The following is a 24121-nucleotide window of genomic DNA, read 5'->3' as shown; positions in this document are numbered from 1 at the left end:
TCGGTTCAATACCAATTGGACGGGCCATCCATGCACATTGAGGGGGAGATGGAATAATATGTTGGAATTTGATTTCGAGATGGAGAGCTTGGCTCAAATAAAGGTTATCGGTGTGGGCGGCGGCGGAAGCAATGCTGTCAACCGGATGATCGAAAATGGAGTGCAAGGCGTAGAATTCATTACGGTGAATACGGATGCGCAGGCGTTGCACTTGGCGAAATCCGAACATAAATTGCAGATTGGCGACAAGTTGACGCGAGGTCTTGGTGCCGGTGCCAACCCGGAGGTAGGTAAAAAAGCTGCCGAGGAATCCCGCGATCTGATCATGAACACCTTGAAAGGTGCGGACATGGTCTTTGTAACTGCCGGAATGGGCGGAGGTACAGGAACAGGCGCGGCACCGGTCATTGCCGAAATCGCCAAGGAATGCGGGGCCCTTACGGTAGGCGTAGTGACCCGACCATTTACGTTCGAAGGACGGAAACGTTCCAGCCATGCGGAGCAAGGCATTGAAGCTCTTAAGGAAAAGGTCGATACGCTGATCGTTATTCCGAACGATCGTTTGCTTGAAATCGTCGACAAAAAAACGCCGATGCTCGAAGCGTTCCGTCAAGCGGATAACGTGCTTCGTCAAGCCGTTCAGGGCATTTCTGACCTGATTGCTGTTCCAGGATTGATCAACCTTGACTTCGCGGACGTCAAAACGATCATGACGGAACGCGGATCGGCCCTGATGGGGATCGGCGAAGCAACAGGAGAGAACCGCGCGGCTGAAGCTGCACGTAAGGCGATCATGAGCCCATTGCTTGAAACTTCGATTGAAGGCGCACGCGGCGTAATCATGAACATTACGGGCGGAATCAATCTTTCCCTGTATGAAGTGAACGAAGCAGCGGAAATTGTTACTTCGGCTTCGGACCCTGAAGTGAACATGATCTTTGGTGCGATCATTGACGAAAACATGAAAGAGGAAATCAAAGTCGTTGTCATTGCAACCGGTTTTGAAGACAATCCGGTATCACCGCCTCCAGGCCGCAAACCAACGCCAACGAGCGAACCGGCGGAGAATCGTTCTCCGAACCTGCGTCCGTTTGGGAATCAGCCAAGTGCCGATCAACTGGACATTCCGACATTTTTGCGCAATCGTACGCGTAATAACAATAACGATTGATCGTTCATGGAAAGCGACAGAACCCGGTCTCCTGATGGAGAAACCGGGTTCTTTGCCGTTCACAATATCAGCATGACTGAACTTCAAGTCACCTTCTCCTTCATACTGCAACCCGGTTCTCTTCAATTCGCGGCCCGGTTCCTCGACAAGTGCCTCGATAACTATTTCCTTTAGGAAGATTGTACCATACCCCAATGAACAAATTCTGAACAACCCACATAGCGCACGTTCCGACAAAAAAAGTTGAAGCCATTCCACCATGTTTAGACAGACTTTGAGAAAGGGGTTCCCTATACTTGTGAGTATGTTCCATATGGAAACTGTGCTGCAAAATTGATAGATAAGCAACCACGGCGATCGAAGTCAGTTAATTTCGATAATTTCGATATGTGGTGAGCGGGCAGGTGGATCGTGTGGTTGTATACGTAGATCTCATTTTTTTGACCAACCTGTGCATCGACGGTGCGCTCATCGGGCTGACAGCATGGATGAGAAAGAGCAGGCTGGTCTGGTGGAGATGGTTGTTGTCCGCCGTTGTGGGGGCACTGTACGTGGTCATGATGTTCGTGCCTGAGCTCGCGTTTCTGTTCACGTTCCTGATCAAATTCACATTGTCCCTGATTATGTTGTTTATCGCGTTTGGCTTCAAAGGTCTGCAGGCTTTCTGCAAAACGTTGGGAACCTTTTATGTCATCAATTTTGTGGCTGCCGGGGGCATTCTGGGCGTGCACTACATGCTTCAGAGCTCGGGTGAGCTGTTCAACGGAATCTGGTTTACGGCATCTGGCGGAATGTCGTTTGATTTGAAAATCGCGTTTTGGTTTACGTTTATCGTATTTTTTGCCGTGCTGGCGTTGTTCAAAGCCGTGCAGAACTCGAAGCGTAAAGCAGAACGGATGACTACGTATCTAGGGCAGGTCGATGTGTACATTGATGAAGCGATCGTTTCTTGTACAGGCCTTTTGGATACGGGAAACCAACTTGCCGACCCGCTCACCCGTCAGCCCGTTATGGTGATGGAAGTATCGCAATGGCAGCAATGGCTGCCGGATTCCTGTAAGGACAGATTGAAACATGAGGCGCCGGACAACCTTATTATGGACATGAATCAGGAGCAATTTCACTGGCAGGATCGATTGAGGCTTGTACCCTATCGGGGCATCAATAAGGGGACTGCGTTTATGCTGGCAATCAAGCCGGATCGGGTGAAGGTAACGATGGGTGGGGTTTGTTATGAAACAACCAGAGTCCTGATAGGTTTGGATGGGGGAACGTTATCGTCCGAAGGAAAATATCAGGCGGTCATTCACCCTGACCTCGTGCAGGATTCCAGCGGTGGAGCGCCGATCGCCGGCACTGCAGGAACAACAGAAAAGCCGCTGAATGTGGTATAGGAGGAACGTGCATGCTTTTGAAATGGAAACTGGTAGCGCAGCTTCAATATTATCGTTTTTTATTTTTGCTTGGACTCAAGAGCGAGGAAATCTATTACATTGGCGGAAGCGAGGCGTTACCGCCTCCGTTAACGCGTGAGGAAGAAGAGTATCTGCTGCAAAAGCTCTCTTCGGGCGACGCTGCGATCCGCGCGATGCTGATCGAACGAAACTTGCGGCTGGTAGTGTACATTGCGCGCAAATTCGAAAATACGGGCATCAACATTGAAGACCTGGTATCCATCGGGGCCATCGGGTTAATCAAAGCCGTGAATACGTTTGACCCGGAGAAAAAAATCAAGCTGGCGACGTATGCTTCGCGTTGTATCGAAAATGAGATTTTGATGTATTTACGGCGCAACAGCAAAATCCGGACAGAGGTTTCGTTCGACGAACCGCTGAATATCGATTGGGATGGAAATGAGCTGCTCCTGTCTGACGTGCTTGGCACTGAGAATGATACAATCTACCGAAACATCGAAGAGCAGGTCGATCGGAAGCTTTTGCATAAAGCGCTCGACAAATTGACCGATCGCGAGCGAATGATCATGGAGCTGCGGTTCGGGCTGCAGGACGGGGAAGAGAAAACGCAGAAGGATGTGGCCGATCTGCTGGGAATCTCCCAATCCTACATTTCCCGCCTGGAGAAACGGATCATCAAGAGGCTGCGCAAAGAGTTCAACAAGATGGTTTGAAGCGCCGCAGATCCGGTTTGTTTAATTTATGGGTATTACTGGCAAGCGTGCCAGCTGCGAATAAAAAAGCCTGCCCCGGAGATAATGTACATTAATGTTTCTCCTTGGGAGGTAAATCACGATGACCCGAAACAAAGTCGAGATTTGTGGCGTGGACACTGCAAAATTGCCTGTCCTCACCAACGTAGAAATGCGGGAATTGTTTCATTCCCTTCAGCAGCACCATGATCGCTCAGCAAGAGAGAAATTGGTGAATGGCAATCTGCGCCTCGTGCTCAGCGTCATTCAGCGTTTCAACAATCGGGGGGAGTTTGTCGATGATCTGTTCCAGGTTGGCTGCATAGGCCTGATGAAAGCCATTGATAATTTTGATTTATCCCAAAATGTCAAATTTTCAACATACGCAGTGCCGATGATCATCGGTGAAATTCGTCGATACCTGCGCGACAACAACCCGATTCGCGTATCCCGATCCCTCCGGGACATTGCTTATAAAGCGCTCCAAGTCCGGGATAGCCTGACGAACAAAAACTCTCGCGAACCGACCATTTTCGAAATTTCCGAAGCGCTGAACGTGCCCAAAGAAGACGTGGTATTTGCCCTTGATGCCATTCAGGACCCGGTATCGCTCTTCGAACCCATTTATCACGACGGAGGCGACCCCATCTATGTGATGGATCAGATCAGCGACGACAAAAACAAGGACGTTTCCTGGATCGAGGAAATCGCTTTGCGCGAGGCGATGCATCGGTTGGGACAACGGGAGAAAATGATTTTGTCCATGCGTTTTTTCGAAGGGAAAACCCAAATGGAAGTGGCGGATGAAATCGGGATTTCCCAGGCACAGGTCTCGCGTTTGGAGAAGTCGGCCATTCAGCAGATGCAAAAACACGTGAAGTCATAAACGATACGAGATAGGGCGATGATCCGGGATAACCCGGAGTCGCTCTTTTATTTTGGGGTGCATGGTAATACGGAGATGTTTCGCTGTGCGGCCGCCTGCCTAAAAACAGGACATTTTTCCCCGCCCGTACATATAGTGTATAGAATGAAAGAACGGGCAGGAGCGGAAGCAGACTGGAGGCGGAACCCGATGAAAGGAAATGTGGGCGCCCAGACGGGCAGAGGCATGAAGATTTCCGATTTTCAAACCAAAGAGGTCATCAATATTACCGATGGCAAACGATTGGGCCAGATCAGCGATTTGGAACTGGATTTAAGGCAGGGGAGGATCGAGGCCATCGTGGTGCCGGGGTATACCCGCTTCATGGGATTGTTTGGAGGGGGCACGGACCTGATCATTCCATGGCGAAACATCGTCAAGATCGGCTCCGACGTCATATTGGTGAAGATGGATGAAGTCAAGGAGCCTTCATACGATGAAGGGGAACGCGAGGCTCGCATGTATGATGCGCAGATCAGCCGCGCAGAACGAATGGATCGAACGGAGCGTCTGGAGCGAAGTCAGCGCCGGTCGATCTGAACGAGACAGGACAGGGGTTCATTTGGTACACTGGAGCTTGCGAGGTGAAAAATATGAAGATGGAACCTTTTGTGTTGGAACAGGAACAGATGCTTAAGAGTGGGGGCCCGGAAAATGCAGCGGCTCCCGAGCCGTTGTTGATATATGTGAAGCCGTGGAGAGAGCAATATGACGGTTTGAGTGCAGGATTTACGACGAGGCAGGGAGGAAACGGAAGTGCTCCTTATGGAAGCCTGAATTGTGCGTATCACGTCGGTGACGATCCGGTAACGGTTCTCAACAATCGAAAGCGGATTGCATCCAAGCTGGGCTTTTCGGAAAGTGCCTGGACGTGCGGAGAGCAGGTTCATGGCAAACAGGTTGCCGTCGTTCGGGCTGAAGACCGAGGGCGGGGGTGGATGGATCGCGAATCTGCCTTTCAAGATACGGACGGCTTGGTTACGGATGTGCCGGGTGTCCTGCTGACCTCTTTCTACGCGGATTGCGTGCCATTATATTTCTACGATCCCGTACGAGGTGCAGTAGGGCTTGCTCATGCCGGCTGGAAAGGGACGGTAGCGGGCATTGCCGAATCCGTGATCGAGAAAATGGAGCAGGAGTACGGCAGCCAAAGGCATCATATCCGAACCGCGATCGGCCCTTCCATCGGCGATTGCTGTTACGAGGTGGATGAGGCCGTCATGAAACATGTGCGGGTTTGGCTTGACGGGGCCGAGGGTAATGAGGGGTATGGGGCAAATGGCAACCTGATCTTCCATTCGGCCGGCAATGGCAAAACGATGTTAAACTTGAAAGAATGCAATCGACACATTATGATGAAAGCAGGAATATTGCCGGATCATATCGAATGTACTACTTGGTGTACAAGCTGCAACCCGGACATTTTCTTCTCTTACCGGAAAGAAAACGGAACTACCGGGCGCATGGCTAGCTGGATTGGGCTGGAAGAGAGGTGACCCTCTGTGTCTTTGGAGGAACGTATACAACAGGTAAATCAGAAGATCGAAGCCGCGTGTCGGCGCAGCGGCCGCAATCGCGAGGATGTTAACGTGATTGCCGTCACGAAGTACGTTTCGCTGGAAACGACGGGAGCTGTGCTGGACCGCGGGCTTGAGCATATCGGAGAAAATCGCTGGCAGGATGCGCAGGCCAAATGGGAAGCCTATGGGCAGCAGGGAACTTGGCATTTTATCGGCCACCTGCAGACGAACAAGGTCAAGGACGTTGTCGGAAAATTTCGTTACATACATTCGCTGGACCGGTTATCGCTGGCGAAGGAATTGAACAAAAAGGCGGCTGCGCTGGGCATTGGCGTGGAAACGTTTTTGCAGGTCAACATTTCGGGTGAAGAGAGCAAGTATGGTTTGCAGCCTGAAGACGCAGCCGGCTTTTTACGTGAAATAGGCTCATTGGATCATATCAAGGTTATCGGCCTAATGACGATGGCCCCTCATGAAGAGGACCCGGAGCTGACTCGTCCCGTATTTCGCGGATTGCGGGAACTGCGAGACCGTTTGAATGGACAGGCCCTGACACAAGAACCGCTGACTGAATTATCCATGGGCATGTCCAATGATTTTGAAGTGGCGATTGAAGAGGGAGCAACCTGGGTTCGACTGGGATCGATTCTCGTAGGGAAAGAGGAGGGTTCACGATGAGCGTAATGAATAAATTCATGAATTTCTTTGGACTCCAGGAAGAAGAAGAGATTGTGGAACGTGAACGTTTGGCTGCACAAGAAGAATCCGAGCCGGATCACCATGAACCTGAAACCTCCGAGCTGGATAAACGTAGAACACAAAGGGGCAATAATGTGGTAAGCATTCATTCCCAGAAAAATGTGAAAGTTGTTTTGTATGAACCGCGCTCCTATGACGAGGCTCAAGAAATTGCCGATCATCTGCGTTCGCATCGTACGGTCGTTGTTAATTTGCAGCGTGTTCGCCAGGACCAGGCTTTGCGCGTCATTGATTTTTTGAGCGGAACGGTGTACGCCCTGGGCGGCGGTATTTCCAAAATCGGCGGTAACATTTTTCTCTGCACGCCAGACACGGTAGAGATCCAGGGTACCATTACGGAAATTCTGGCTGAGAGCGAACAAGATTATAACAGGATGAGGTGAGCCTTTTTTGAGTCTAATTTATAGTGTCGTATCCATCGCGTTCCAAATTTACCTCTACATGATTATTGCGTATGTGCTTTTGTCGTGGCTTCCCAATGCTCGGGAGAGCGCTGTCGGAGAATGGCTTGCCAAACTCGTTGAACCTTTCCTGAGCCCGTTCAGGCGGTTTATTCCGCCGTTATTCGGAATGCTGGACATTTCGCCGATCGTGGCCTTGATTACACTTCAATTGGCGGAAGTGGGCTTGAAGTCCATTCTTCTCCGTTTTATGTAAGGTAGGAATCGACCATGGGTAATGGAATATATGAACATTTTACGCCGGATGAACGGGATTTCGTGGATAAGGCAGCGGAATGGGTGGAACGTGCCGGGGAAAGGCATGACACCCGGCTGACGGATTTTTTGGATCCCAGGCAGATGTTTATACTGCAAACGCTAGTCAATCGGCGGACGGATGTCCAAGTGCGTTTTGATGGCGGATACGCGTCCGCCGAACGAAAGCGTGCTCTGATCGCCCCGGATTACCGCTACCTTGACGATGAAGATATGAATATGCAGGTGCTCAGCATTTCGTCCGATGACTCCAAAATTGCCGAATTGGAGCACGGCGACTACATGGGAGCTTTGCTCGGGCTTGGCATGAAACGCGGCAAAATCGGGGATATCCAAGTGCTGGAAGACGGGTGCCACGCTGTGGTAGCGTCGGAAACCAGCGCTTTTTTATCGCTGCAAATGAATCAGGTGCATCGGGTGCACGTATTTACCGAGCTGCTGCCGCTGGATCAATTGCGATGGTCGGAAACGAAGCTTGAGATTCTGGACATCACCGTTGCTTCCTTGCGGCTGGACGGTATTTGCGCGGACGTATACCGGATGAGCCGAAGCAAGGCGCTGCTCCCGATCAAAGCGGGTCGCTGCCGCGTGAACTGGAAAGTGGAAGAAGACCCGTCCAAGCTTCTCAACGCAGGGGATGTCGTTTCCGTTCGCGGATTTGGTCGGTTTAAGGTACTGGAACTGGATGGCATGACCAAAAAAGGACGCTGTCGCGTAAAAATCGGCAAATTTGCATAGCTCGTTGCAGGAAATCTCTTGTTCTTGTCGAAATAACTAAACTAAAGGTGAAATAAATATTTGGGGTTTCCGATAAACAATGAGGATGGATGGGATGCTGTATGGCCCTCCGGGTTCACCGTATCTCATTCCATGATGCAAACGTAGGAATCTTCCAAGAAGCCGGTTGCCTGGCTTCTTTGTAAGAAACCTATATATGCTGCAAACTTTCTCGGCACGAGAAGGAACTTTTACAGGAGGTGGACAGCTTGCCATTAACGCCGCTGGACATACACAACAAGGAATTCTCCCGACGGTTGCGCGGGTATGACGAGGATGAAGTCAACGAATTTCTTGATCAAGTCATCAAAGATTACGAAGGCGTCATCCGCGAAAACAAGGAACTGACCAATCAGTTGCTGTCCGTTCAGGAGAAGCTGGACCATTTTGCCACGATTGAGGAGACGCTTAGCAAAACGATCATTATCGCCCAGGAAGCAGCGGACGATGTGAAGAACAACGCCAAGAAGGAAGCTCAGCTGATCGTGAAGGAAGCGGAGAAAAACGCCGACCGAATCGTCAACGAGGCTTTGGCGAAATCGCGCAAGGTTTCTTTGGAAGTGGAAGAGCTGAAAAAGCAGGCATCCATTTACCGCGCCCGTTTCCGTACGCTGGTCGAGGCCCAATTGGAATTGTTGTCTCAGGACGGTTGGGAAGCGCTGGAGAGCCGGGAACAAGAAGTCCTTGAACGCGAACGGGAAATGAAGGAAATTTATTAAACGCCCGCCCGGTTGACTTTTACCGGTAAAGAGGCTATAACTATATTCATAATGAATAGTGATTCCATGACGGGTTCAGTACGTTATGATTGCATCCCTCAGAGAGTTGGCGTTTGGTGCAAGCCAATGGATGGGTTATAGCCGAATATCATCCCGGAGAAGCGACGCTGAAGCGGTTTAATGTATCCGTGCGTAAGCGAAGCCGTTAGCCGAACGTTATATCGGCACCCTGTATACTGAGCAGGGCATAAGTGCTGTTGATGACAAAGCATACCCAAGATATTTGGTTATGGTTTGTGATGAACAGAATTAGGGTGGTAACGCGAGCACAACCTCGTCCCTTTCCGGGACGGGGTTTTTTGGTGTTTAAAAAAGGCGAGCGCCCATGAGGCCCGCAGGGACCTCAGGCAGGGAGCCCAGCGCCGATGGAGCGAAGCCATCGGCCAGAGCCTCCGCCAAGGCGAGCGCCCATGAGGCCCGCAGGGACCTCAGGCAGGGAGCCCAGCGCCGATGGAGCGAAGCCATCGGCCAAAGGGCCCCATGCGGCGAAGTCGAGGCCCTGGGGCGTTCCTGAAAAGGAACAGCCGCATAAGGGCCGACTCCCCGCACGCAGCACCACCCACGCGCCGCATGCTCGCCCCCGACAAACCATGCCGGGTGTCCAGAGGGCGGAGCGCCTATGGGGTCCCCCTTGGTAAGGGGGATTTAGGGGGATTGAAACGGTCCACAATTAACTAATGTCGAAAGGAAAGATATCATCATGCAAAGAGTTGACGTCAAGGAGAAGGCCCGCGCAAGAGAACTGCGCATGCTGAACAAATGGAAGGAAGAAAACACCTTCAAAAGATCGATCGAAAACCGCGAAGGGAAGCCGAATTTCGTATTTTATGAAGGTCCGCCTACTGCAAACGGAAAGCCGCATATCGGACACGTGCTCGGGCGCGTCATCAAAGACTTTATCGGCCGTTACAATACGATGAAGGGATATCGCGTCGTGCGCAAAGCGGGCTGGGATACACATGGTTTGCCGGTGGAGCTGGGCGTGCAGAAGAAACTGGGCATCTCTCATAAATGGGAAATCGAAGATTATGGCGTGGAAAAGTTCATCAATGAATGCAAAGCCAGCGTTTTTGAATATGAGCAACAATGGAGAGACCTGACCGAAGGCATCGCCTACTGGACGGACATGGATAACCCTTATATCACGCTCGACAACAACTATATCGAAAGCGTGTGGAACATCCTTGCGACCATTCACGAGAAAGGGCTGCTGTATCGCGGTCATCGCGTAAGCCCGTATTGTCCTTCTTGTCAGACAACGCTGAGCTCCCATGAGGTTGCCCAAGGATACAAGGATGTTAAAGACCTCAGTGCTACTGCCAAATTCAAGCTGGATGACAGCGGAGAATTTGTACTGGCATGGACGACAACGCCATGGACGCTGCCATCCCACGTTGCGCTTGCGGTGAATCCGGACATGGAATATTCCCGCGTAAGCCAGAATGGTGAAGTGTACATCATGGCGACTAACCTGGTCGAGAAAGTCATGAAAGACGCAAAAGGTGAATATGAAGTCATTGGCACACTGAAAGGTTCCGACCTGGTTGGCAAAACCTATGATCCTCCATTCAACTACATTAAAGCAGAGAAAACCAATATCATCCTGGGCGCAGGCTTCGTAACCGATGCAAGCGGTACAGGGATCGTACACATGGCGCCTGCTCACGGCGAGGACGACTATCGCGTTTGCCGCGAGAACGGCATCAGTTTTGTGAACATGGTTGATCTGGAGGGTAAATTCGTAGCTCAGGTTACTGATTTTGCCGGACGTTTCGTCAAAGATTGCGATGTGGACATCGTGAGATATCTGTCTGAAAAAGGACGCTTGTTCAGCAAAGAAAAATATGAGCACAGCTATCCATTCTGCTGGCGTTGCGATACACCTCTGCTGTACTACGCCATGGACAGCTGGTTTATCCAAACGACTGCGATCAGAGACCAATTGATCGCCAACAACAGTGAAGTGGAGTGGTATCCGGGTCACGTTCGCGAAGGACGTTTCGGCAAATTCCTCGAAGATCTGGTGGATTGGAACATCAGCCGTGACCGGTACTGGGGAACACCGCTGAACATCTGGGTGTGCGAGGAGACCGGCGAACAGTTTGCTCCGCACAGCATTGCCGAACTGCGTGCTCGCGCGATCGGGGATGTACCGGAAAACCTGGAATTGCACAAGCCTTACGTCGATGAAGTGAAGGTACTCAGCTCTTGCGGAAAATACGAAATGAAACGAACGCCGGAAGTGATCGACGTTTGGTTCGACAGCGGCTCCATGCCATTTGCGCAGCAGCATTATCCGTTTGAGAATCAAGATATCTTTGCGCAGCAGTTCCCTGCAGACATGATCTGCGAAGGGATCGACCAGACGCGCGGCTGGTTCTACAGCTTGCTGGCGGTTTCCACATTGCTGACAGGCAAAGCGCCATACAAAGCGGTTATGGCAACCGGACACGTGCTGGATGAGAATGGGCAAAAAATGTCCAAATCCAAGGGCAATGTCATCGATCCATGGGATGTCATCGAAGAGTTCGGTACCGATGCATTCCGTTGGGCCCTGCTCTCGGACAGCGCGCCATGGAACAGCAAACGTTTCTCCAAAGGCATCGTGGCGGAAGCCAAATCCAAAATGGTCGATACGTTGGTGAATACCCATGCATTCTTGACGCTGTATGCGACGATTGACGGATTCGATCCGCAAGAACATCCGTTCAAAGTGTCTGCCCACAATCTGGATCGCTGGATTCTGTCCAGATTGAACAGCCTGATCCTTGTTGTTGAAAAGGCGCTGAACGTTAACGATTATCTGAACTCCTCCAAAGCGATCGAAGCGTTTGTTGATGAGCTCAGCAACTGGTATATCCGCCGTTCCCGCGATCGTTTCTGGGGCAGCGGACTGACTGAGGATAAATTGGATGCATACCGCACGCTGACTGAGGTGCTCGTGACAACAGCCAAATTAGTGGCTCCATTTACGCCGATGCTGGCGGAAGACATCTATCTGAATTTGAGCAACGGCGAAAGCGTGCATATGGATGACTATCCGGCAGCGAACGAGTCTTTGATCGATTTGGAATTGGAACGGGATATGGAGACGGCTCGCCGGGTAGTTGAGTTGGCACGCAATGTGCGTAACGAGACCGGCGTGAAAACGCGTCAACCGTTGTCCGAGCTGATCGTTTCGCTGGACAAAGGCTTTAATCTCTCCGACTATGAGGACATCATCAAGGAAGAGATCAACGTAAAAACGATCCGGGCTGAGCATAACGACGCCGATTTCGTTGACTTCACGTTGAAGCTGAACCTGAAAGTAGCCGGCAAGAAATATGGCAAAAACGTTGGATTCTTGCAAAACCTGTTCAAAGGCATGACGCCGGATGAGACGCGCAAAGTGGTAACAGAGGGCCGATTCAATGTCGTTTCTCCGGATGGGGAAGAATTGCAAGTGACCGAAGAAGAGCTGCTGGTTGAAAAACAAGCCAAAACCGGCTTTGCTTCCGCTTCAGGATATGGCTTGACGGTTGCACTCAATACCGAAATCACGCCTGAGCTGGAACAGGAAGGCCTGGTTCGCGAAGTGGTGCGCGTGGTTCAGGATACACGCAAAAAACTCGATCTGCCGATCGAGAAAAGAGTGCGCCTGACGCTGGACGTCGATGCCGAATTGCAGGCAGCCATCGAAGCTTTCGATCATGTGCTGCGTGAAAACGTGCTCGTGACGGACGTGGTTTTTGGTTCCAGTGAGTCCATGGAACGTGTCGAAGCTGCCGGTAAAAACATCGGTGTAGCGATCGAGTAGTTGGAGTACCCGAACATATCATACGAAAAACATGCAAACGAGCCGCGGAGTCAGGGTTACCCTGTTTCCCGGCTCGTTTGATTTTAAGGCAAATGGGCAATGACTATATGGTGTACATTGCCATTATGGTATAAACCCCATACAGAAATGAGCGGAAATCATGACTGAACCAAAGAATAAACCGTCAACCGAAGCACAGGCGAAGACAACATCTTCCGTTCCGCCTACATTGGACTCGAACGAACAAATAAAGGAGCTGTTCACCCTGACGAGCCGAATCGCTCAGGAACTGGAACGTTCCCGCATTTTGCAATATACGGAGCTGCTGTATCGCCCCTGGAAGCTGATTGGGCTTAATCTGTTATCCGGAGCTGCCAGAGGAGTGGGCATTGCGATCGGCTTTACTTTTTTTGCAGCGACGATCATTTATTTATTACAGATGCTTGGTGCATTGAACCTGCCAATCGTGGGGGATTATATAGCCGATATTGTTCGTATTGTTCAGCGTCAGCTTGAATTGAATACGTATTAGGAATTAACGGGCAGCCTCAATATAAATCATCGGAAAATTCGACATCCGGTTCAAGCAATCCTTCGCCTTCGCCTCGTTCAAGGTATTCCTTGTATTGCCGGTTGCGTACGATGGATACGTCATGTCCGTAAATATCGGTGGCCACAAAGCTTTCATAAGCTTCAACGCAGCCTTCGACTTCATCTGTAGCTTCGATCGACATCACATCATAGCTGTCGATGTCCGAGCCTTCGGCCATGGCCGGAGTATTGGATGTTCCCCAGCTCTCGACGATTTGCCATGCGTCTTCCCCATCGAAACCGTTTTGGTCCTCGCGCTCATCCAAACTTGTTCGGCCAAAGGGAGGTTCCAAAAATTGTTCTTCGACAGGTCGGTCGCTGGAGACATGGCCGGGTTGATGGTCGACGCAATACTGGGTATAAGGCACGGCTTGAAGACGCTCAAAGGAAATCGGCTGCCTGCAAACGACACAGATGCCGTATCTCCCTTCGTCCATGGATTGCAAAGCGGAAGCAATTCGTTCCACCTGAAATTCATCATGTTCCAGCAAGGAGATGTCTTTTGCACGTTCGTACATTTCTGTGCCTACGTCTCCCGGGTGATTATCGATGGGGGAAAGCTCGCCGGTCTGCAATTTCATTGAATCGCCTAGCCCATAATGTTCGTTCTCGGCAAGCCGATGTTCGATGTGCCGTTTCTCGGTGATCAGTTGGGTACGCAAGGAATGTAACTGTTCCGGTGATAGATGTGCCATGGTATTCCCCTTTCCGCAGCGATATGTTGAACCTGCTAAGCCGAATGTGTACTCCGTTGTAGGATGTGCCATTTCGGGCAGGAATACAGAAGGAAAATGTTATCCTTTTTGCCATGAAGCCGCCTTTCGCACGGGCCGTGGACGATTTCCAAACAGCTGTGCTACAATGGACAAGTCTGGCGCAAAGCCTGGTATCGTATGGAAAAGACAAGATCGGAGTGACAAAAAACGTGGTGTACTATATCCTCGCTTTTATCGTTTTTTTGGTGGATCAGGGCACAAAGTACCTGATCGCCACACAAATGACCATCGACGACGAAATTCCGGTCATCGGCAATTTCTTCGTTATTACCTCTCACCGCAATGCCGGCGCGGCGTTTGGCATTTTGCAAAACCAACGCTGGTTTTTTATCGTGGTGACCATTGTTGTAGTTGTTGCTCTGGTATGGTATTTGCAAAAAGTAAAAAACAGTCCGCACAAATTGCTGCCTGTAGCACTTAGTCTGGTGCTTGGGGGGGCGATCGGCAACTTCCTGGACCGGGCATTGACCGGTGAAGTCGTTGACTTTGTTCAGCTTAATTTTGGAAGTTATACGTTTCCCATCTTTAACATTGCCGACTCGGCCATATGTATCGGGGTGGCCTTGATCGTGCTTGAAACGCTGCTTGAAGGACGCAGAGAGAAAGCCGCTGCAAAGATTGAAGGGAATGAAACGCATGAGTAACCGTTTTGATGACGCAGCAAAAAGTCAGGAAGACGTCTCCGCTTTGGGAAAATACGGCCAGGAAGACGATCTTCTTCAAGGCAAAGAACGAATGGAATGGACTGTAGCTCCCGAGCATAAAAAGGAGCGCATTGACAAATATATTACGGAGTCGCTGGAGGACGTATCCCGCTCTCAAGTCCAATTGTGGATCGGTGATGGATTGGTTACGGTCAATGGCAGTGCGACGAAAGCGAATGCCAAGTTGTCCGAAGGCGACGTCGTGGTGCTTGAGATTCCGGAGCCTGCCGCGGTGGAGATTGCTGCCGAGGACATTCCGCTGGAAGTCGTATATGAAGACAGCGATGTCATCGTGGTCAACAAACCGCGCGGCCTCGTCGTTCATCCTGCACCCGGCCATCTGTCCGGGACGCTCGTGAACGCGTTGATGTACCACTGCAAGGACTTGTCAGGCATTAACGGCGAGCTTCGTCCCGGAATCGTGCATCGGATCGACAAAGACACATCGGGACTGCTCATGGCGGCCAAAAACGATCGTGCGCATGCTTCCCTGGCTGCACAGCTAAAGGAACACAGCGTAAATCGGCGTTACATTGCGCTTGTGCACGGCCATCTCAGCCACGATCAAGGCACGATTGATGCCCCGATTGGCCGTGACCCTCATGATCGGAAAATGTATACCGTCACGGAACGAAACAGCAAGCATGCAGTGACTCACTTCACTGTTACAGAGCGCATCAATGATTATACGTTGCTTGAACTGAAGCTGGAAACGGGACGTACGCATCAGATCCGGGTGCACATGAAATTCATCGGGCATCCGCTGGTCGGCGATCCGGTATACGGTCGCAACAAAGGTATTAAAATGCAAGGACAGGCATTGCATGCGGCAGTGCTTGGATTCGTGCATCCGACGAGCGGGGAATATATGGAATTCACGGCTCCGCTGCCGCAGGACATGGAGGATGTTCTCGCCTCATTGCGCAGCCGTTAGGACGCTGAAAGTACAAATGTTCGGGTGTTTTGTCCATGGATAAGACCATGTAAATGCTTCATAGTGGAATAGAAACTTGCGTCAAAACGAGGAGATGAATATCGCTATGAGTATCGACAAATATCAAGAAACCTACATCCAGACCAACTTCGCTGACCGCATCGGTGGCGCTAACTATGGCAAAGACACGAACATCTATAAATTCGAAAAAATCAAACGCGCCAAAGCTTCCGCCAAAAAGGATTTTCCGGATGTTGAACTGATTGACCTCGGCGTTGGCGAGCCTGACGAGATGGCAGATGCAGGCATCGTTGCCGCATTGGCTGAAGAAGCAGCCAAACCGGAGAACCGCGGTTATGCAGACAACGGTATTCCTGAATTCAAGGAAGCCGCTGCGGCCTACCTGAAAAACGTTTTTAACGTGGACGGCATCGATGCCGCAACGGAAATCGTGCACTCGATCGGTTCCAAGCCGGCTTTGGCCATGATGCCTTCCTGCTTTATTAATCCTGGCGACGTGACCATCATGACGGTTCCGGGCTATCCGGTTATGGGTACACACACGAAGTACCTCGGGGGAGAAGTGTATAACGTTCAATTGACGAAAGAGAACAACTTCCTGCCTGACCTGTCCTCCATTCCGGAAGATATCGCTAAACGCGCGAAACTGCTTTACTTGAACTATCCAAACAATCCTACGGGTGCAGCCGCAACGGTTGAGTTTTTTACTGAAGTGGTCGAGTGGGCCAAAAAATACAGCGTTGTCGTCGTACATGATGCTCCGTATGCAGCATTGACTTACGACGGAAACAAACCGTTCAGCTTCCTGTCCGTACCTGGAGCGAAGGATGTTGGCGTGGAGCTGCATTCCTTGTCCAAATCCTACAACATGACAGGCTGGAGAATCGGGTTTGTGGCAGGCAATCCGCTTGTTGTCAAAGCGTTCAGCGACGTAAAAGACAACAACGATTCCGGTCAGTTCATCGCGATCCAAAAGGCTGCGGCCTATGGCTTGAGCCATCCGGAAATTACCGAGAAAATCGCGGAGAAATATTCCCGCCGTCACGATTTGCTCGTGTCCGCGTTGAACGAACTTGGCTTCAAAGCAGAGAAACCGAAAGGCTCCTTCTTCCTGTATGTCGAAGCTCCTAAGGGTGTTGTTGGCGGACGCCGTTTCGAATCCGGCGAGGATTTCTCCCAGTTCCTGATTCGCGAAAAACTGATTTCGTCGGTGCCTTGGGATGATGCCGGCAACTTCGTGCGTTTCTCGGTTACCTTCATCGCTCAAGGCGAAGAAGAAGAGAAGCGTGTCATTGCTGAAATCAAACGCCGCCTGAGCGACGTGCAGTTCGAATTTTAAAATGTCAAATCATTCGTTGATATGAAAAGAGACCGAAAAGGTCTCTTTTTTGTTTTGTCTCGCAATTTCTTAGTTTTGTCTTTACAAAAAGTACCAAGTGATTTATTATTTATTTTTCGTTTATTATTTGTGTAGTAAAATGAATGTTAATGGAGTTTTTTGGGAAGGGAGACGATGAGGTTGTTATCATCACGTCCAAATATTTCATCATCTGCAAGCAAAACGGACGAAAGCGTGGTGGCGGGGTATATCCGCCTGCTGCGCCCAAAGCAATGGACGAAAAATTTGCTGCTTTTTGCCGCTTTGGTTTTTTCTTTTGAGGAAATCCGAACAGAAACGGTCATCGCCACACTCGTCGGTTTTTTCCTATTCAGTCTGGTGGCAGGCTGCGTATATATTTTGAACGATTACGTGGACCGCGAACGGGATCGCCAGCATCCCGTGAAAAGAAACCGCCCGATCGCATCGGGACAAGTGAGCCCCCGTCAGGCGCTTGGGTTTGGAATCGGGTTGCTGGTCTTGTCCGTAGGCTCGGCAATGATGTTAAACCCATTATTCGGCGTGTTGTGCATCGTCTATTTTGCGCTTAATGTATCGTATTCGTTTGTGCTCAAACATATAGTGATCATGGATGTCATGACGATTGCCGCCGGGTTTGTGCTGCGTGCGATTCCCGGGGGTGTGCTGATTCATGTTCCTTTTACGCCATGGTTTCTGATCTGTACGATGCTGTTGTCGCTATTTTTGGCTATCGGTAAACGGCGTCACGAACTCGTACTGCTGGAAGGCAATACGGGATCGCATCGTAAGGTTTTGGATCATTATTCTGTTACGCTGCTCGATCAATTCAACACGATTGTGACTACGGCGACCATTATCAGTTATTCGCTGTTTACGTTCACGTCCAACCGGACGATTCATTTGATGTGGACGATCCCGCTTGTCATTTACGGCATGTTCCGTTATCTATATTTGGTTCATATGAAGAACAAAGGCGGCTCTCCCGACCGTGTTTTGTTTGAGGATAAGCCTATATTGATCACCGTCATTCTGTATGTGGCTGCGGTTATCGTTATATTTTCCATTTTTGAATAACCATCCGTAACAAGGAGGAACAAGGTTGAGTTTGAAAAGCACGAAAATTGCCATTTTCGATATTGATAAAACGATTATACGCAGCGATTCCATGTTTCAGTTTGTAAGTTATGGCATTCGCCGTTTTCCGGCACTGGCGTTGCAGCTTCCGATGATCGGACTACATACTATGCTCTACAAAGCGGGATTGATGAAAGTGGAGCGGGTCAAGCGCTCTTATTTTAAAGGAATTGAACGGATGTCCGAGGCTGATCTGGAGCATTTCTTTGAAAGTCGGCTCCGCACAGCGATGTTTGCTGAGGCCAATATGGAGATGATGCAGCGCAAGAAAGAAGGGTACCATGTGCTGCTCGTGACGGCATCTCCCCATGCCTACATGAAGTATTTTCAGACCTTATCTTGGGTCGATCATGTGATCGGTACCGAACTTGCGCGCCGGCCCGATGGGACAGGGTACAAATGTTCTATCGAGGGAAGCAATTGCAAGGGAGAAGAGAAAGTGCGCCGCATCCTGTCCTATCTGGAGGAACAAGGGATGACCATTGATTATGAACATTCATGCTCCTATTCTGATTCACTTTCAGACCTGCCTGTGATGAATTTGGTGGCTCGGCGATATTTCATCAACAGGAGCGTGCCAGATATGGAGGAACTATCATGGGGAAAATGACAGGACGCCATACAGGCAAAATGTTCATGCTGTTTTCGGCGTTCCTTACGGCAACGGGCCAGCTCTTCTGGAAGTGGGGGCTGGAGGAGTGGATCTACCTTGGGTTTGGATTCGCGTGTTACGGATTGGGAGCGGTGCTGATGATCAAGGCTTTCTCGCTGGAAAAACTGTCGGTCGCCTATCCCCTGATGTGTACGAGTTATGTATTCGCACTGCTGTACGGCCATTTTTTGCTGGGGGAGGACATTACGCTGCAGAAACTTGCTGCCGTCCTGCTGCTTGGAATCGGGGTGACGTTAACCAGTGTGGAACGATAGCTGGATGGCGGTTGTGCTTGTTGTCATGACGCTTTGCGGAGCGATTGGCGGAGCCGGGCTCAAAGCATACGCCGACAGTCGCAAACGGCTGCATGTGTTAGGAGGACTTGGATTTTACGGGGTTGGGGCGTTGCTTAACATTTTGCTGCTGCGCTTCCTTCCGCTGACCGTAGTTCTTCCGGCTAATGCGCTGACGTATGTATGGACACTCTTGATTGCCCGATGGGTGTTCAAAGAAAATGTAGGACCGCTGCGCTGGGTGGGTGTCGCTTGCATCATGGGCGGGTTGTGCTTTTTGGTGTTTTAAAGACCAGACGAAAAAACAGGATGTGAAATAATGAATTTTCTGGATTACATATTTTCCGACCGCAGGGCGAACCGTGCAGCGCTTCTGTTATTTATTGGTTTTGCTCTTTTTTACGGACTGATCAACATTCCTTACGTCAATTATATGGCCGAAAATGCCGGACTTCTTGGAGATCGGAGCCCGTTTAACACAAGGGATTTTCCGCTGAACCTGTTCAATTTTGATCCATCCATGTATTACGGCATGAACAGTTCGTCCGTCATTCATCCGTTGATTTCTTACTTAACGGTTGTATTGGGGGGAGGCGCAGCGCTGCTGGGCGGCAATGGATTCTTTCTTGTGCTGCAGTCGCTTGTCAATGCTTTGTCCGTCATGCTTGTGTTTTTGTTCCTTGCCCGCAAAGGGAAGGAATTAACGGTTCCGCTGCTTGTAGCGCTGATGTTCGGATTCAGCTCGTACCTCATGTTTACTGCATTGATTCCGGATTCTTATCCGTATGTGCAGCTTTTCATCTTGATTTCGGTAGTTTACTTGCAATATTCTCGAGAGCGGGAAGAGGTTAGCTACTCCGCGAATGCGGCGATGGCTGCCGTCAATTTTGGCCTGACGTCCACCAATATCGTTCCTTTTGCGGCCAGTTTGTTCGTTAATATGCGAGCTTGGCGGAATCGAGGGAGCTTCAAAAAATACGTTGGCATCATGGTTTTGGCTGTCGGCATGATTGCCGCGCTGACCGTCATCCAGTACGTGGCATTCGGCGGACGGAGCTGGGTTAGCAACTGGCTGCTCGGTATCCAGAACGGGGGAACCAGCTATGCAACGCCATTCCAGTTTGCTGCACATTGGAAGGCGCTTGGGCTTCTGACCATCAACCCGATGCTGTCCCCGAAAGTTCATTTATTGGACCCGGGCATGATGGCGTTTGTATCGGATTTGTCCCGACCAACGCCTCTGTATTCCCTGTTCGTCGGCGTGTTCATTCTGGTGCTTGCGCTTGCAGGCTTTATCGCGGGCGTTCGGAAGAGAGAAGTGTGGACGCTGGTTCCGTACGTTTTGTTTGCATTTTTGCTGCACATCGTAGTGGGCTTTGGGCTTGCAGTATTCCAATACGATATGTACCTGTATGCAGGACATTACCTGTTTGCGTTTTTCTTGTTGGCCGGAGGATTCGTCATTGGTCTTCGTCCTGGCATAGGTAAATCCGCGCTTACCGTTTTGCTCGCCGTGTCCGTTCTGGTGATGGCCGCCAATAATGTGTACCGCCACTTCGAGACGTTGACGACGATTAAGCAATCTTACGAGCAGCTGGATTCAACTTCCGCGATGAACGAATTCATTTCGGCACCGAACCAATTGTGAAAAAATGAATGAAGTTATATAAACCGCAAAAAACAAACACACGTTAACGGAGAGGCAGAACTAATCTGGAGAAGCAAAGCGTTCGCATTTATCACCGGATTTTCCCCTTAGAAAGGGGGATCCAAAAAATCTGGGGATAACAGCGATCGGAAGATGGTACTGCACTCGCAGTGCTCTAGTGTGAATGATTAGTGCGGTTTATATAGATTAAAAAAAGACCATGAATCCATGAAGGATTTATGGTCTTTGTTGTGGTTCTGCTTGATCGTCTCAAGCGATGATTTTCGTTTTTTTGGCATTCTCCGCAGATCGTCGGGTCAGGCTGCTTAGCGGCCGCTTCAACGCAAGAGCGATAACCAGGCTAATCGCGATGAATATGCATAACCACAGAATATCCTTCCACGCGGTCTCCCACAAAATGCCGCCTACAGCCTCGCGCAGCAAACTGATGGCATACGTGAACGGCATGAAAGGATTGAGGGCCTGAAAAAACGGAGAGGTCATGCTGATCGGGAACGTGCCGCCCGAACTGGAAAACTGGAATACCATGAAAATGATCGCAATGCCTTTCCCGATATTGCCGAAGACGGACAACAAGGTATACGTGATCGTGACGAAAACGGCGCTCACCAGCATGGCAAACAGCACAAACCACCATTTATCCGCCACATAGGTGCCGAGCAGCCAGATGTCGCCCAGCGTGACGCAAACGGCTTGAAGCAAACCTACCGTCAGGAACGTCGCCAGACGTCCCAGGTAGAGCTGATATCCCCTGAACTTTCCATCCGGATTTTCGGCTTCCGCCCGCAGCAGTGAAATAAGCAATGTAGATCCGACCCATAACGACAATACGCCGTAAAAAGGGGACATGGCCGAACCGTAGTTGGGAATCGGGTATAACTGGTTTTCCTTGATGTGTACCGGGCTCGCAAGAAAGGCGCTCTCTGCTTCAATGTCACCCCGCAGCAATTTCGCCAGCTCCGCAAAATGGTTGTCCCGTTCCACTTCCCTGAGCTTGTCGGCGGCCTGCCTGATGGCATGCTCCAATGCCGGCAGGTCGGTGCGAACCAGTTCGGCGGCGCGTTTCACGCCTGTTTGTACTTCGGGCAGCTGGTTTTTCACAAAGTCCGCTGCTCTGCCGATTTGTTTCTCCGCCTCGGGCAGATCGTTTTGCACAAAGCGGGCAGCTTCATCCAATTTGGCTTTGACTTTGGGCAAGTCATTCCGGATGATCGGGGCCACCGCATTCAAGGCGCGAATGAATGCATTGCTCTTGCTCTGCAAGGTTTGTGAGATCTCATGGACCTTGGCTTGAATTTCCGGCAAATTCTGCTGCAGTTTTCTCAATTCACTCTGGCCAAGCGTAATGCCTTCTTTGGCTGTTGCAAGTATGCCCGCAACATCTGGTAAGGCGTCCTGCGCGGTTTGAAGGGCAGCCGCGGATGAAGATAACATCGTTCTCAAATGATCCGACCCGGCGGCCAGTGCCGGCGCGATTACATTGTCATAAGCCTTCAACGCTTCGCCGATGCCGTTTCCGACATCCCTCGATAATTCGTGCAATTGGGCGACGACGTCGGCAGGCGGGGTAGCGTTGCGCCGCAATGCGTCACTCACGATTCCGGCCAGACGAATCTGCAGCTGCAGTTTGTCCGATACCGCGTTCAGTTTGGAAATCTGGTTACTCAACGGGTGAGAGGGCAGAAAATCATTGATTTTGCTGAGCAGTGCGGACGTATTGTCCGTCATTCTAAGCGCGATCCCCAATCTTGATGCGAGATGATCCAATTCATCGGCCGTGGGCAGCTTGCTCAGGTCCGTGCTTTGCAAGCGCTCGAACACATCTCCTGCCGCATCGCTAATCTGCTGCACCAGCAGCAGGTTTTGTCTGATGGCCGGGCCAATGCTGTTCATTGCTTTTTCGCTTGAAGCGATGAATTGGTTGACTCCTTCCGTTAATGCCTTTCCGTTTTCTGCAATTTGGGCAACGTTGTCCAAATTTTGCTCCGCTGTCGTTACGATATTCAGCGCCTTGTCCGATTGCTCCAACGCAGTCTGAATGATGCTCCCCACCTTATCGAAATGCTGGTCCACATCGTGCACGAAGCCAGCGGCTTTTTGAAGCTCGGGAATTCGTTCCTGGATGGCCAGAATTTCCGAGGCGGCGGATTGAATTTGAGGCCAATGCTGCTGAACCTTTACTACATATTGCGCAGCCTCGTTGATTTCCGGCAGCTTTTGCTGGAGATCGACGATTTTCTGCGCCTTCTGCACGATCTCGGGCATCGCTTGATCCACTTCGAGAATTTTCTGACCCGCATTTTCGATTTGCGGGAGGTTGTTCTCCAGCGTAAAAATGCCATTCTCCATTTTTCGCAGCGTTGGCAGCTGTTCATTGACCTGCACTCCGGCTTCTTTCAGCTTGGTGAGAACGGCCTCGCTGACGGCTTCGGTGAAATTTTCATTGATTTGAGTCGTGATTGCCGACACGCCTGAACCTGTAATTTTGGGCGCGATGGCGTTGACCTTTTCATTCACCGTATATATGACCTCCGGACGTTCAAGCTTTCCGTCGACAATGCTGGTTATTTTGGCGGAAAAGTCTTGGGGAATCAGCAGACTGGCGTAATATTCTCCGGTCTGTACGCCGTGAGAAGCCTTCTCCTCGTCAACAAACACCCACCCGAGTTTTTTGTTTTGCTTCAGGCTCGAAATGAGCTCGTCTCCGATATTGAGCGTTTGGCCTGCGACGGACGCACCGTGATCTTCGGAGGTAACGGCGATTTTGATCCCTTGGGTATTGCTGTAGGGGTCCCAGACGGATTTGACATTAACCCAATCGTACACGCCGGGAAGCAATATGATGGCCACAATCAGAAAGATGCCGGTGGGCACCTTGAGGATGTGAAGCCAGTCTGTTTTGTAAATGTGCCAAATATTTCGCATAATGCCCTCCTGAACGTAAGTATGCAGCAAACATGAAGCAGTTCCTGTATTGGATGGAAGAATGATTGTACCATCCATCATTGTACCCGGGAAGCGTTGAAAGGGAATGATGCATATGGCGTACTTACATGTTTTACATACCCTCTTATATCGGATTCCATTCATGAGAAGTAAAGGAGTCGTGCAGCTTACCCGACTATATCCTGCCCGTTTTTCTTTTTTCGCCTGCGATGAGGAGGAATAAGAAAAGGAAACGGATTATTTTGCCTGAAAGTCTTTCCACATTTCCTATGGATAAATATGCAGGATTATTGTATAATTATTAATGATATGAGATGTGCTGTGCACGGATGTTATTCAGCCAGATTGCTGATGATAAGGGGAACGCAGCAGAATCTTTTCGCCTGCGATGGTGAGGTGTTGACAGGAGGTTTCCTTTCTGTCATAATTCATGAAGATCGACGGACATACGG

General features: G+C 50.3%; 23 protein-coding genes and 1 other annotated feature. Of the genes, 21 read left to right on the top strand and 2 right to left on the bottom strand.

Going from position 1 to position 24121, the window contains the following annotated elements:
- Nucleotides 1–58: 58 nt before the first annotated feature.
- The 13 genes from ftsZ to RSX24_RS21060 all read left to right on the top strand — a co-directional run bounded on the left by ftsZ (nucleotide 59) and on the right by RSX24_RS21060 (nucleotide 13121).
- Nucleotides 59–1171 carry a cell division protein FtsZ gene (gene ftsZ, locus RSX24_RS21120; protein ID WP_236416617.1) on the top strand — a complete coding sequence of 371 codons (1113 nt, stop codon included), beginning with the start codon at nucleotides 59–61 and terminating at the stop codon, nucleotides 1169–1171.
- A 413-nt stretch (nucleotides 1172–1584) separates the two neighbouring features.
- Nucleotides 1585–2565 (top strand): sigma-E processing peptidase SpoIIGA, encoded by a 981-nt coding sequence (gene spoIIGA / locus RSX24_RS21115; RefSeq protein ID WP_343261708.1) that lies wholly within the window; start codon nucleotides 1585–1587, stop codon nucleotides 2563–2565.
- 11 nt (nucleotides 2566–2576) lie between these two features.
- Complete coding sequence (sigE, locus tag RSX24_RS21110; RefSeq protein WP_236416615.1) at nucleotides 2577–3299, top strand: RNA polymerase sporulation sigma factor SigE; 723 nt, start codon at nucleotides 2577–2579, stop codon at nucleotides 3297–3299.
- 121 nt (nucleotides 3300–3420) lie between these two features.
- The gene (gene sigG / locus RSX24_RS21105; RefSeq protein ID WP_236416614.1) at nucleotides 3421–4203 is read left to right on the top strand and encodes an RNA polymerase sporulation sigma factor SigG; all 783 of its coding nucleotides are present in this window, start codon (nucleotides 3421–3423) and stop codon (nucleotides 4201–4203) included.
- Nucleotides 4204–4392: 189 nt separating this feature from the next.
- Nucleotides 4393–4782, top strand: a complete 390-nt coding sequence (locus tag RSX24_RS21100; RefSeq protein ID WP_236416613.1) for a YlmC/YmxH family sporulation protein — start codon at nucleotides 4393–4395, stop codon at nucleotides 4780–4782.
- 59 nt (nucleotides 4783–4841) lie between these two features.
- Entirely contained in the window at nucleotides 4842–5738 is an 897-nt protein-coding gene (gene pgeF, locus RSX24_RS21095) for a peptidoglycan editing factor PgeF (protein WP_343261786.1), read from the top strand.
- A 6-nt stretch (nucleotides 5739–5744) separates the two neighbouring features.
- Nucleotides 5745–6440 (top strand): YggS family pyridoxal phosphate-dependent enzyme, encoded by a 696-nt coding sequence (locus RSX24_RS21090; protein ID WP_236416612.1) that lies wholly within the window; start codon nucleotides 5745–5747, stop codon nucleotides 6438–6440.
- On the top strand, nucleotides 6437–6904 hold the full coding sequence (locus tag RSX24_RS21085; RefSeq protein ID WP_236416611.1) for a cell division protein SepF: 468 nt from the start codon (nucleotides 6437–6439) through the stop codon (nucleotides 6902–6904). The genes RSX24_RS21090 and RSX24_RS21085 overlap by 4 nt, the downstream gene beginning before the upstream one ends.
- 7 nt (nucleotides 6905–6911) lie before the next feature.
- On the top strand, nucleotides 6912–7178 hold the full coding sequence (locus RSX24_RS21080; RefSeq protein WP_290371453.1) for a YggT family protein: 267 nt from the start codon (nucleotides 6912–6914) through the stop codon (nucleotides 7176–7178).
- 14 nt (nucleotides 7179–7192) lie between these two features.
- The gene (locus RSX24_RS21075) at nucleotides 7193–7975 is read left to right on the top strand and encodes a YlmH family RNA-binding protein (RefSeq protein ID WP_236416610.1); all 783 of its coding nucleotides are present in this window, start codon (nucleotides 7193–7195) and stop codon (nucleotides 7973–7975) included.
- Nucleotides 7976–8223: 248 nt separating this feature from the next.
- Nucleotides 8224–8733, top strand: coding sequence for a DivIVA domain-containing protein (locus tag RSX24_RS21070; protein ID WP_236416609.1), 510 nt, complete (start codon nucleotides 8224–8226; stop codon nucleotides 8731–8733).
- A 57-nt stretch (nucleotides 8734–8790) separates the two neighbouring features.
- Nucleotides 8791–9078: a binding site (T-box leader), on the top strand.
- A gap of 415 nt (nucleotides 9079–9493) precedes the next feature.
- Nucleotides 9494–12589, top strand: a complete 3096-nt coding sequence (gene ileS / locus RSX24_RS21065; protein ID WP_343261707.1) for an isoleucine--tRNA ligase — start codon at nucleotides 9494–9496, stop codon at nucleotides 12587–12589.
- A 160-nt stretch (nucleotides 12590–12749) separates the two neighbouring features.
- A complete protein-coding gene (locus tag RSX24_RS21060; RefSeq protein ID WP_343261706.1) occupies nucleotides 12750–13121 on the top strand; it encodes a DUF5665 domain-containing protein in 372 nt (123 codons plus the stop codon).
- Between the two features lie 16 nt (nucleotides 13122–13137).
- On the opposite strand, the gene RSX24_RS21055 is transcribed toward RSX24_RS21060, so the two are convergent.
- On the bottom strand, nucleotides 13138–13875 hold the full coding sequence (locus RSX24_RS21055) for a TraR/DksA C4-type zinc finger protein (protein WP_236416605.1): 738 nt from the start codon (nucleotides 13873–13875) through the stop codon (nucleotides 13138–13140).
- Nucleotides 13876–14105: 230 nt separating this feature from the next.
- Between RSX24_RS21055 and lspA the strand changes: the two genes are divergently transcribed.
- From lspA to RSX24_RS21015, 8 genes are all read left to right on the top strand, one after another.
- The gene (gene lspA / locus RSX24_RS21050; RefSeq protein WP_339273837.1) at nucleotides 14106–14600 is read left to right on the top strand and encodes a signal peptidase II; all 495 of its coding nucleotides are present in this window, start codon (nucleotides 14106–14108) and stop codon (nucleotides 14598–14600) included.
- 91 nt (nucleotides 14601–14691) lie between these two features.
- Nucleotides 14692–15594, top strand: a complete 903-nt coding sequence (locus RSX24_RS21045) for an RluA family pseudouridine synthase (RefSeq protein ID WP_236416740.1) — start codon at nucleotides 14692–14694, stop codon at nucleotides 15592–15594.
- Nucleotides 15595–15700: 106 nt separating this feature from the next.
- Complete coding sequence (locus tag RSX24_RS21040) at nucleotides 15701–16954, top strand: LL-diaminopimelate aminotransferase (protein WP_339273836.1); 1254 nt, start codon at nucleotides 15701–15703, stop codon at nucleotides 16952–16954.
- Nucleotides 16955–17155: 201 nt separating this feature from the next.
- Nucleotides 17156–18049 (top strand): decaprenyl-phosphate phosphoribosyltransferase, encoded by an 894-nt coding sequence (locus RSX24_RS21035; RefSeq protein WP_343261785.1) that lies wholly within the window; start codon nucleotides 17156–17158, stop codon nucleotides 18047–18049.
- Between the two features lie 25 nt (nucleotides 18050–18074).
- Entirely contained in the window at nucleotides 18075–18719 is a 645-nt protein-coding gene (locus tag RSX24_RS21030) for an HAD family hydrolase (protein WP_339273835.1), read from the top strand.
- Entirely contained in the window at nucleotides 18707–19036 is a 330-nt protein-coding gene (locus tag RSX24_RS21025; RefSeq protein ID WP_236416602.1) for an EamA family transporter, read from the top strand. Before RSX24_RS21030 ends, RSX24_RS21025 begins: the two co-directional genes overlap by 13 nt.
- The gene (locus RSX24_RS21020) at nucleotides 19023–19343 is read left to right on the top strand and encodes a permease (protein WP_236416601.1); all 321 of its coding nucleotides are present in this window, start codon (nucleotides 19023–19025) and stop codon (nucleotides 19341–19343) included. Before RSX24_RS21025 ends, RSX24_RS21020 begins: the two co-directional genes overlap by 14 nt.
- Before the next feature lie 30 nt (nucleotides 19344–19373).
- Nucleotides 19374–20702 carry a DUF6080 domain-containing protein gene (locus RSX24_RS21015; RefSeq protein WP_343261705.1) on the top strand — a complete coding sequence of 443 codons (1329 nt, stop codon included), beginning with the start codon at nucleotides 19374–19376 and terminating at the stop codon, nucleotides 20700–20702.
- Between the two features lie 270 nt (nucleotides 20703–20972).
- Here the strand turns inward: RSX24_RS21015 and RSX24_RS21010 are convergent, their stop codons facing one another.
- A complete protein-coding gene (locus RSX24_RS21010) occupies nucleotides 20973–23648 on the bottom strand; it encodes a YhgE/Pip family protein (RefSeq protein WP_343261704.1) in 2676 nt (891 codons plus the stop codon).
- Nucleotides 23649–24121 lie beyond the last annotated feature (473 nt).

The organism is Paenibacillus hubeiensis (assembly GCF_032334105.1).
GTDB lineage: Bacteria > Bacillota > Bacilli > Paenibacillales > Paenibacillaceae > Paenibacillus > Paenibacillus hubeiensis.
This window is presented reverse-complemented; position numbering and strand designations above follow the sequence as displayed.

Bases quoted from the DNA above. Each gene is read 5' to 3' on its own strand.
- pgeF (WP_343261786.1), top strand. From the start codon at position 4,842: ATGGAACCTTTTGTGTTGGAACAGGAACAGATGCTTAAGAGTGGGGGC.
- RSX24_RS21075 (WP_236416610.1), top strand. From the start codon at position 7,193: ATGGGTAATGGAATATATGAACATTTTACGCCGGATGAACGGGATTTC.
- RSX24_RS21085 (WP_236416611.1), top strand. From the start codon at position 6,437: ATGAGCGTAATGAATAAATTCATGAATTTCTTTGGACTCCAGGAAGAA.
- RSX24_RS21025 (WP_236416602.1), top strand. From the start codon at position 18,707: ATGGGGAAAATGACAGGACGCCATACAGGCAAAATGTTCATGCTGTTT.
- RSX24_RS21010 (WP_343261704.1), bottom strand. From the start codon at position 23,648: ATGCGAAATATTTGGCACATTTACAAAACAGACTGGCTTCACATCCTC.
- sigE (WP_236416615.1), top strand. From the start codon at position 2,577: ATGCTTTTGAAATGGAAACTGGTAGCGCAGCTTCAATATTATCGTTTT.
- RSX24_RS21055 (WP_236416605.1), bottom strand. From the start codon at position 13,875: ATGGCACATCTATCACCGGAACAGTTACATTCCTTGCGTACCCAACTG.
- RSX24_RS21040 (WP_339273836.1), top strand. From the start codon at position 15,701: ATGAGTATCGACAAATATCAAGAAACCTACATCCAGACCAACTTCGCT.
- sigG (WP_236416614.1), top strand. From the start codon at position 3,421: ATGACCCGAAACAAAGTCGAGATTTGTGGCGTGGACACTGCAAAATTG.
- RSX24_RS21100 (WP_236416613.1), top strand. From the start codon at position 4,393: ATGAAAGGAAATGTGGGCGCCCAGACGGGCAGAGGCATGAAGATTTCC.
- RSX24_RS21060 (WP_343261706.1), top strand. From the start codon at position 12,750: ATGACTGAACCAAAGAATAAACCGTCAACCGAAGCACAGGCGAAGACA.
- RSX24_RS21015 (WP_343261705.1), top strand. From the start codon at position 19,374: ATGAATTTTCTGGATTACATATTTTCCGACCGCAGGGCGAACCGTGCA.
- ftsZ (WP_236416617.1), top strand. From the start codon at position 59: ATGTTGGAATTTGATTTCGAGATGGAGAGCTTGGCTCAAATAAAGGTT.
- ileS (WP_343261707.1), top strand. From the start codon at position 9,494: ATGCAAAGAGTTGACGTCAAGGAGAAGGCCCGCGCAAGAGAACTGCGC.
- RSX24_RS21045 (WP_236416740.1), top strand. From the start codon at position 14,692: ATGGAATGGACTGTAGCTCCCGAGCATAAAAAGGAGCGCATTGACAAA.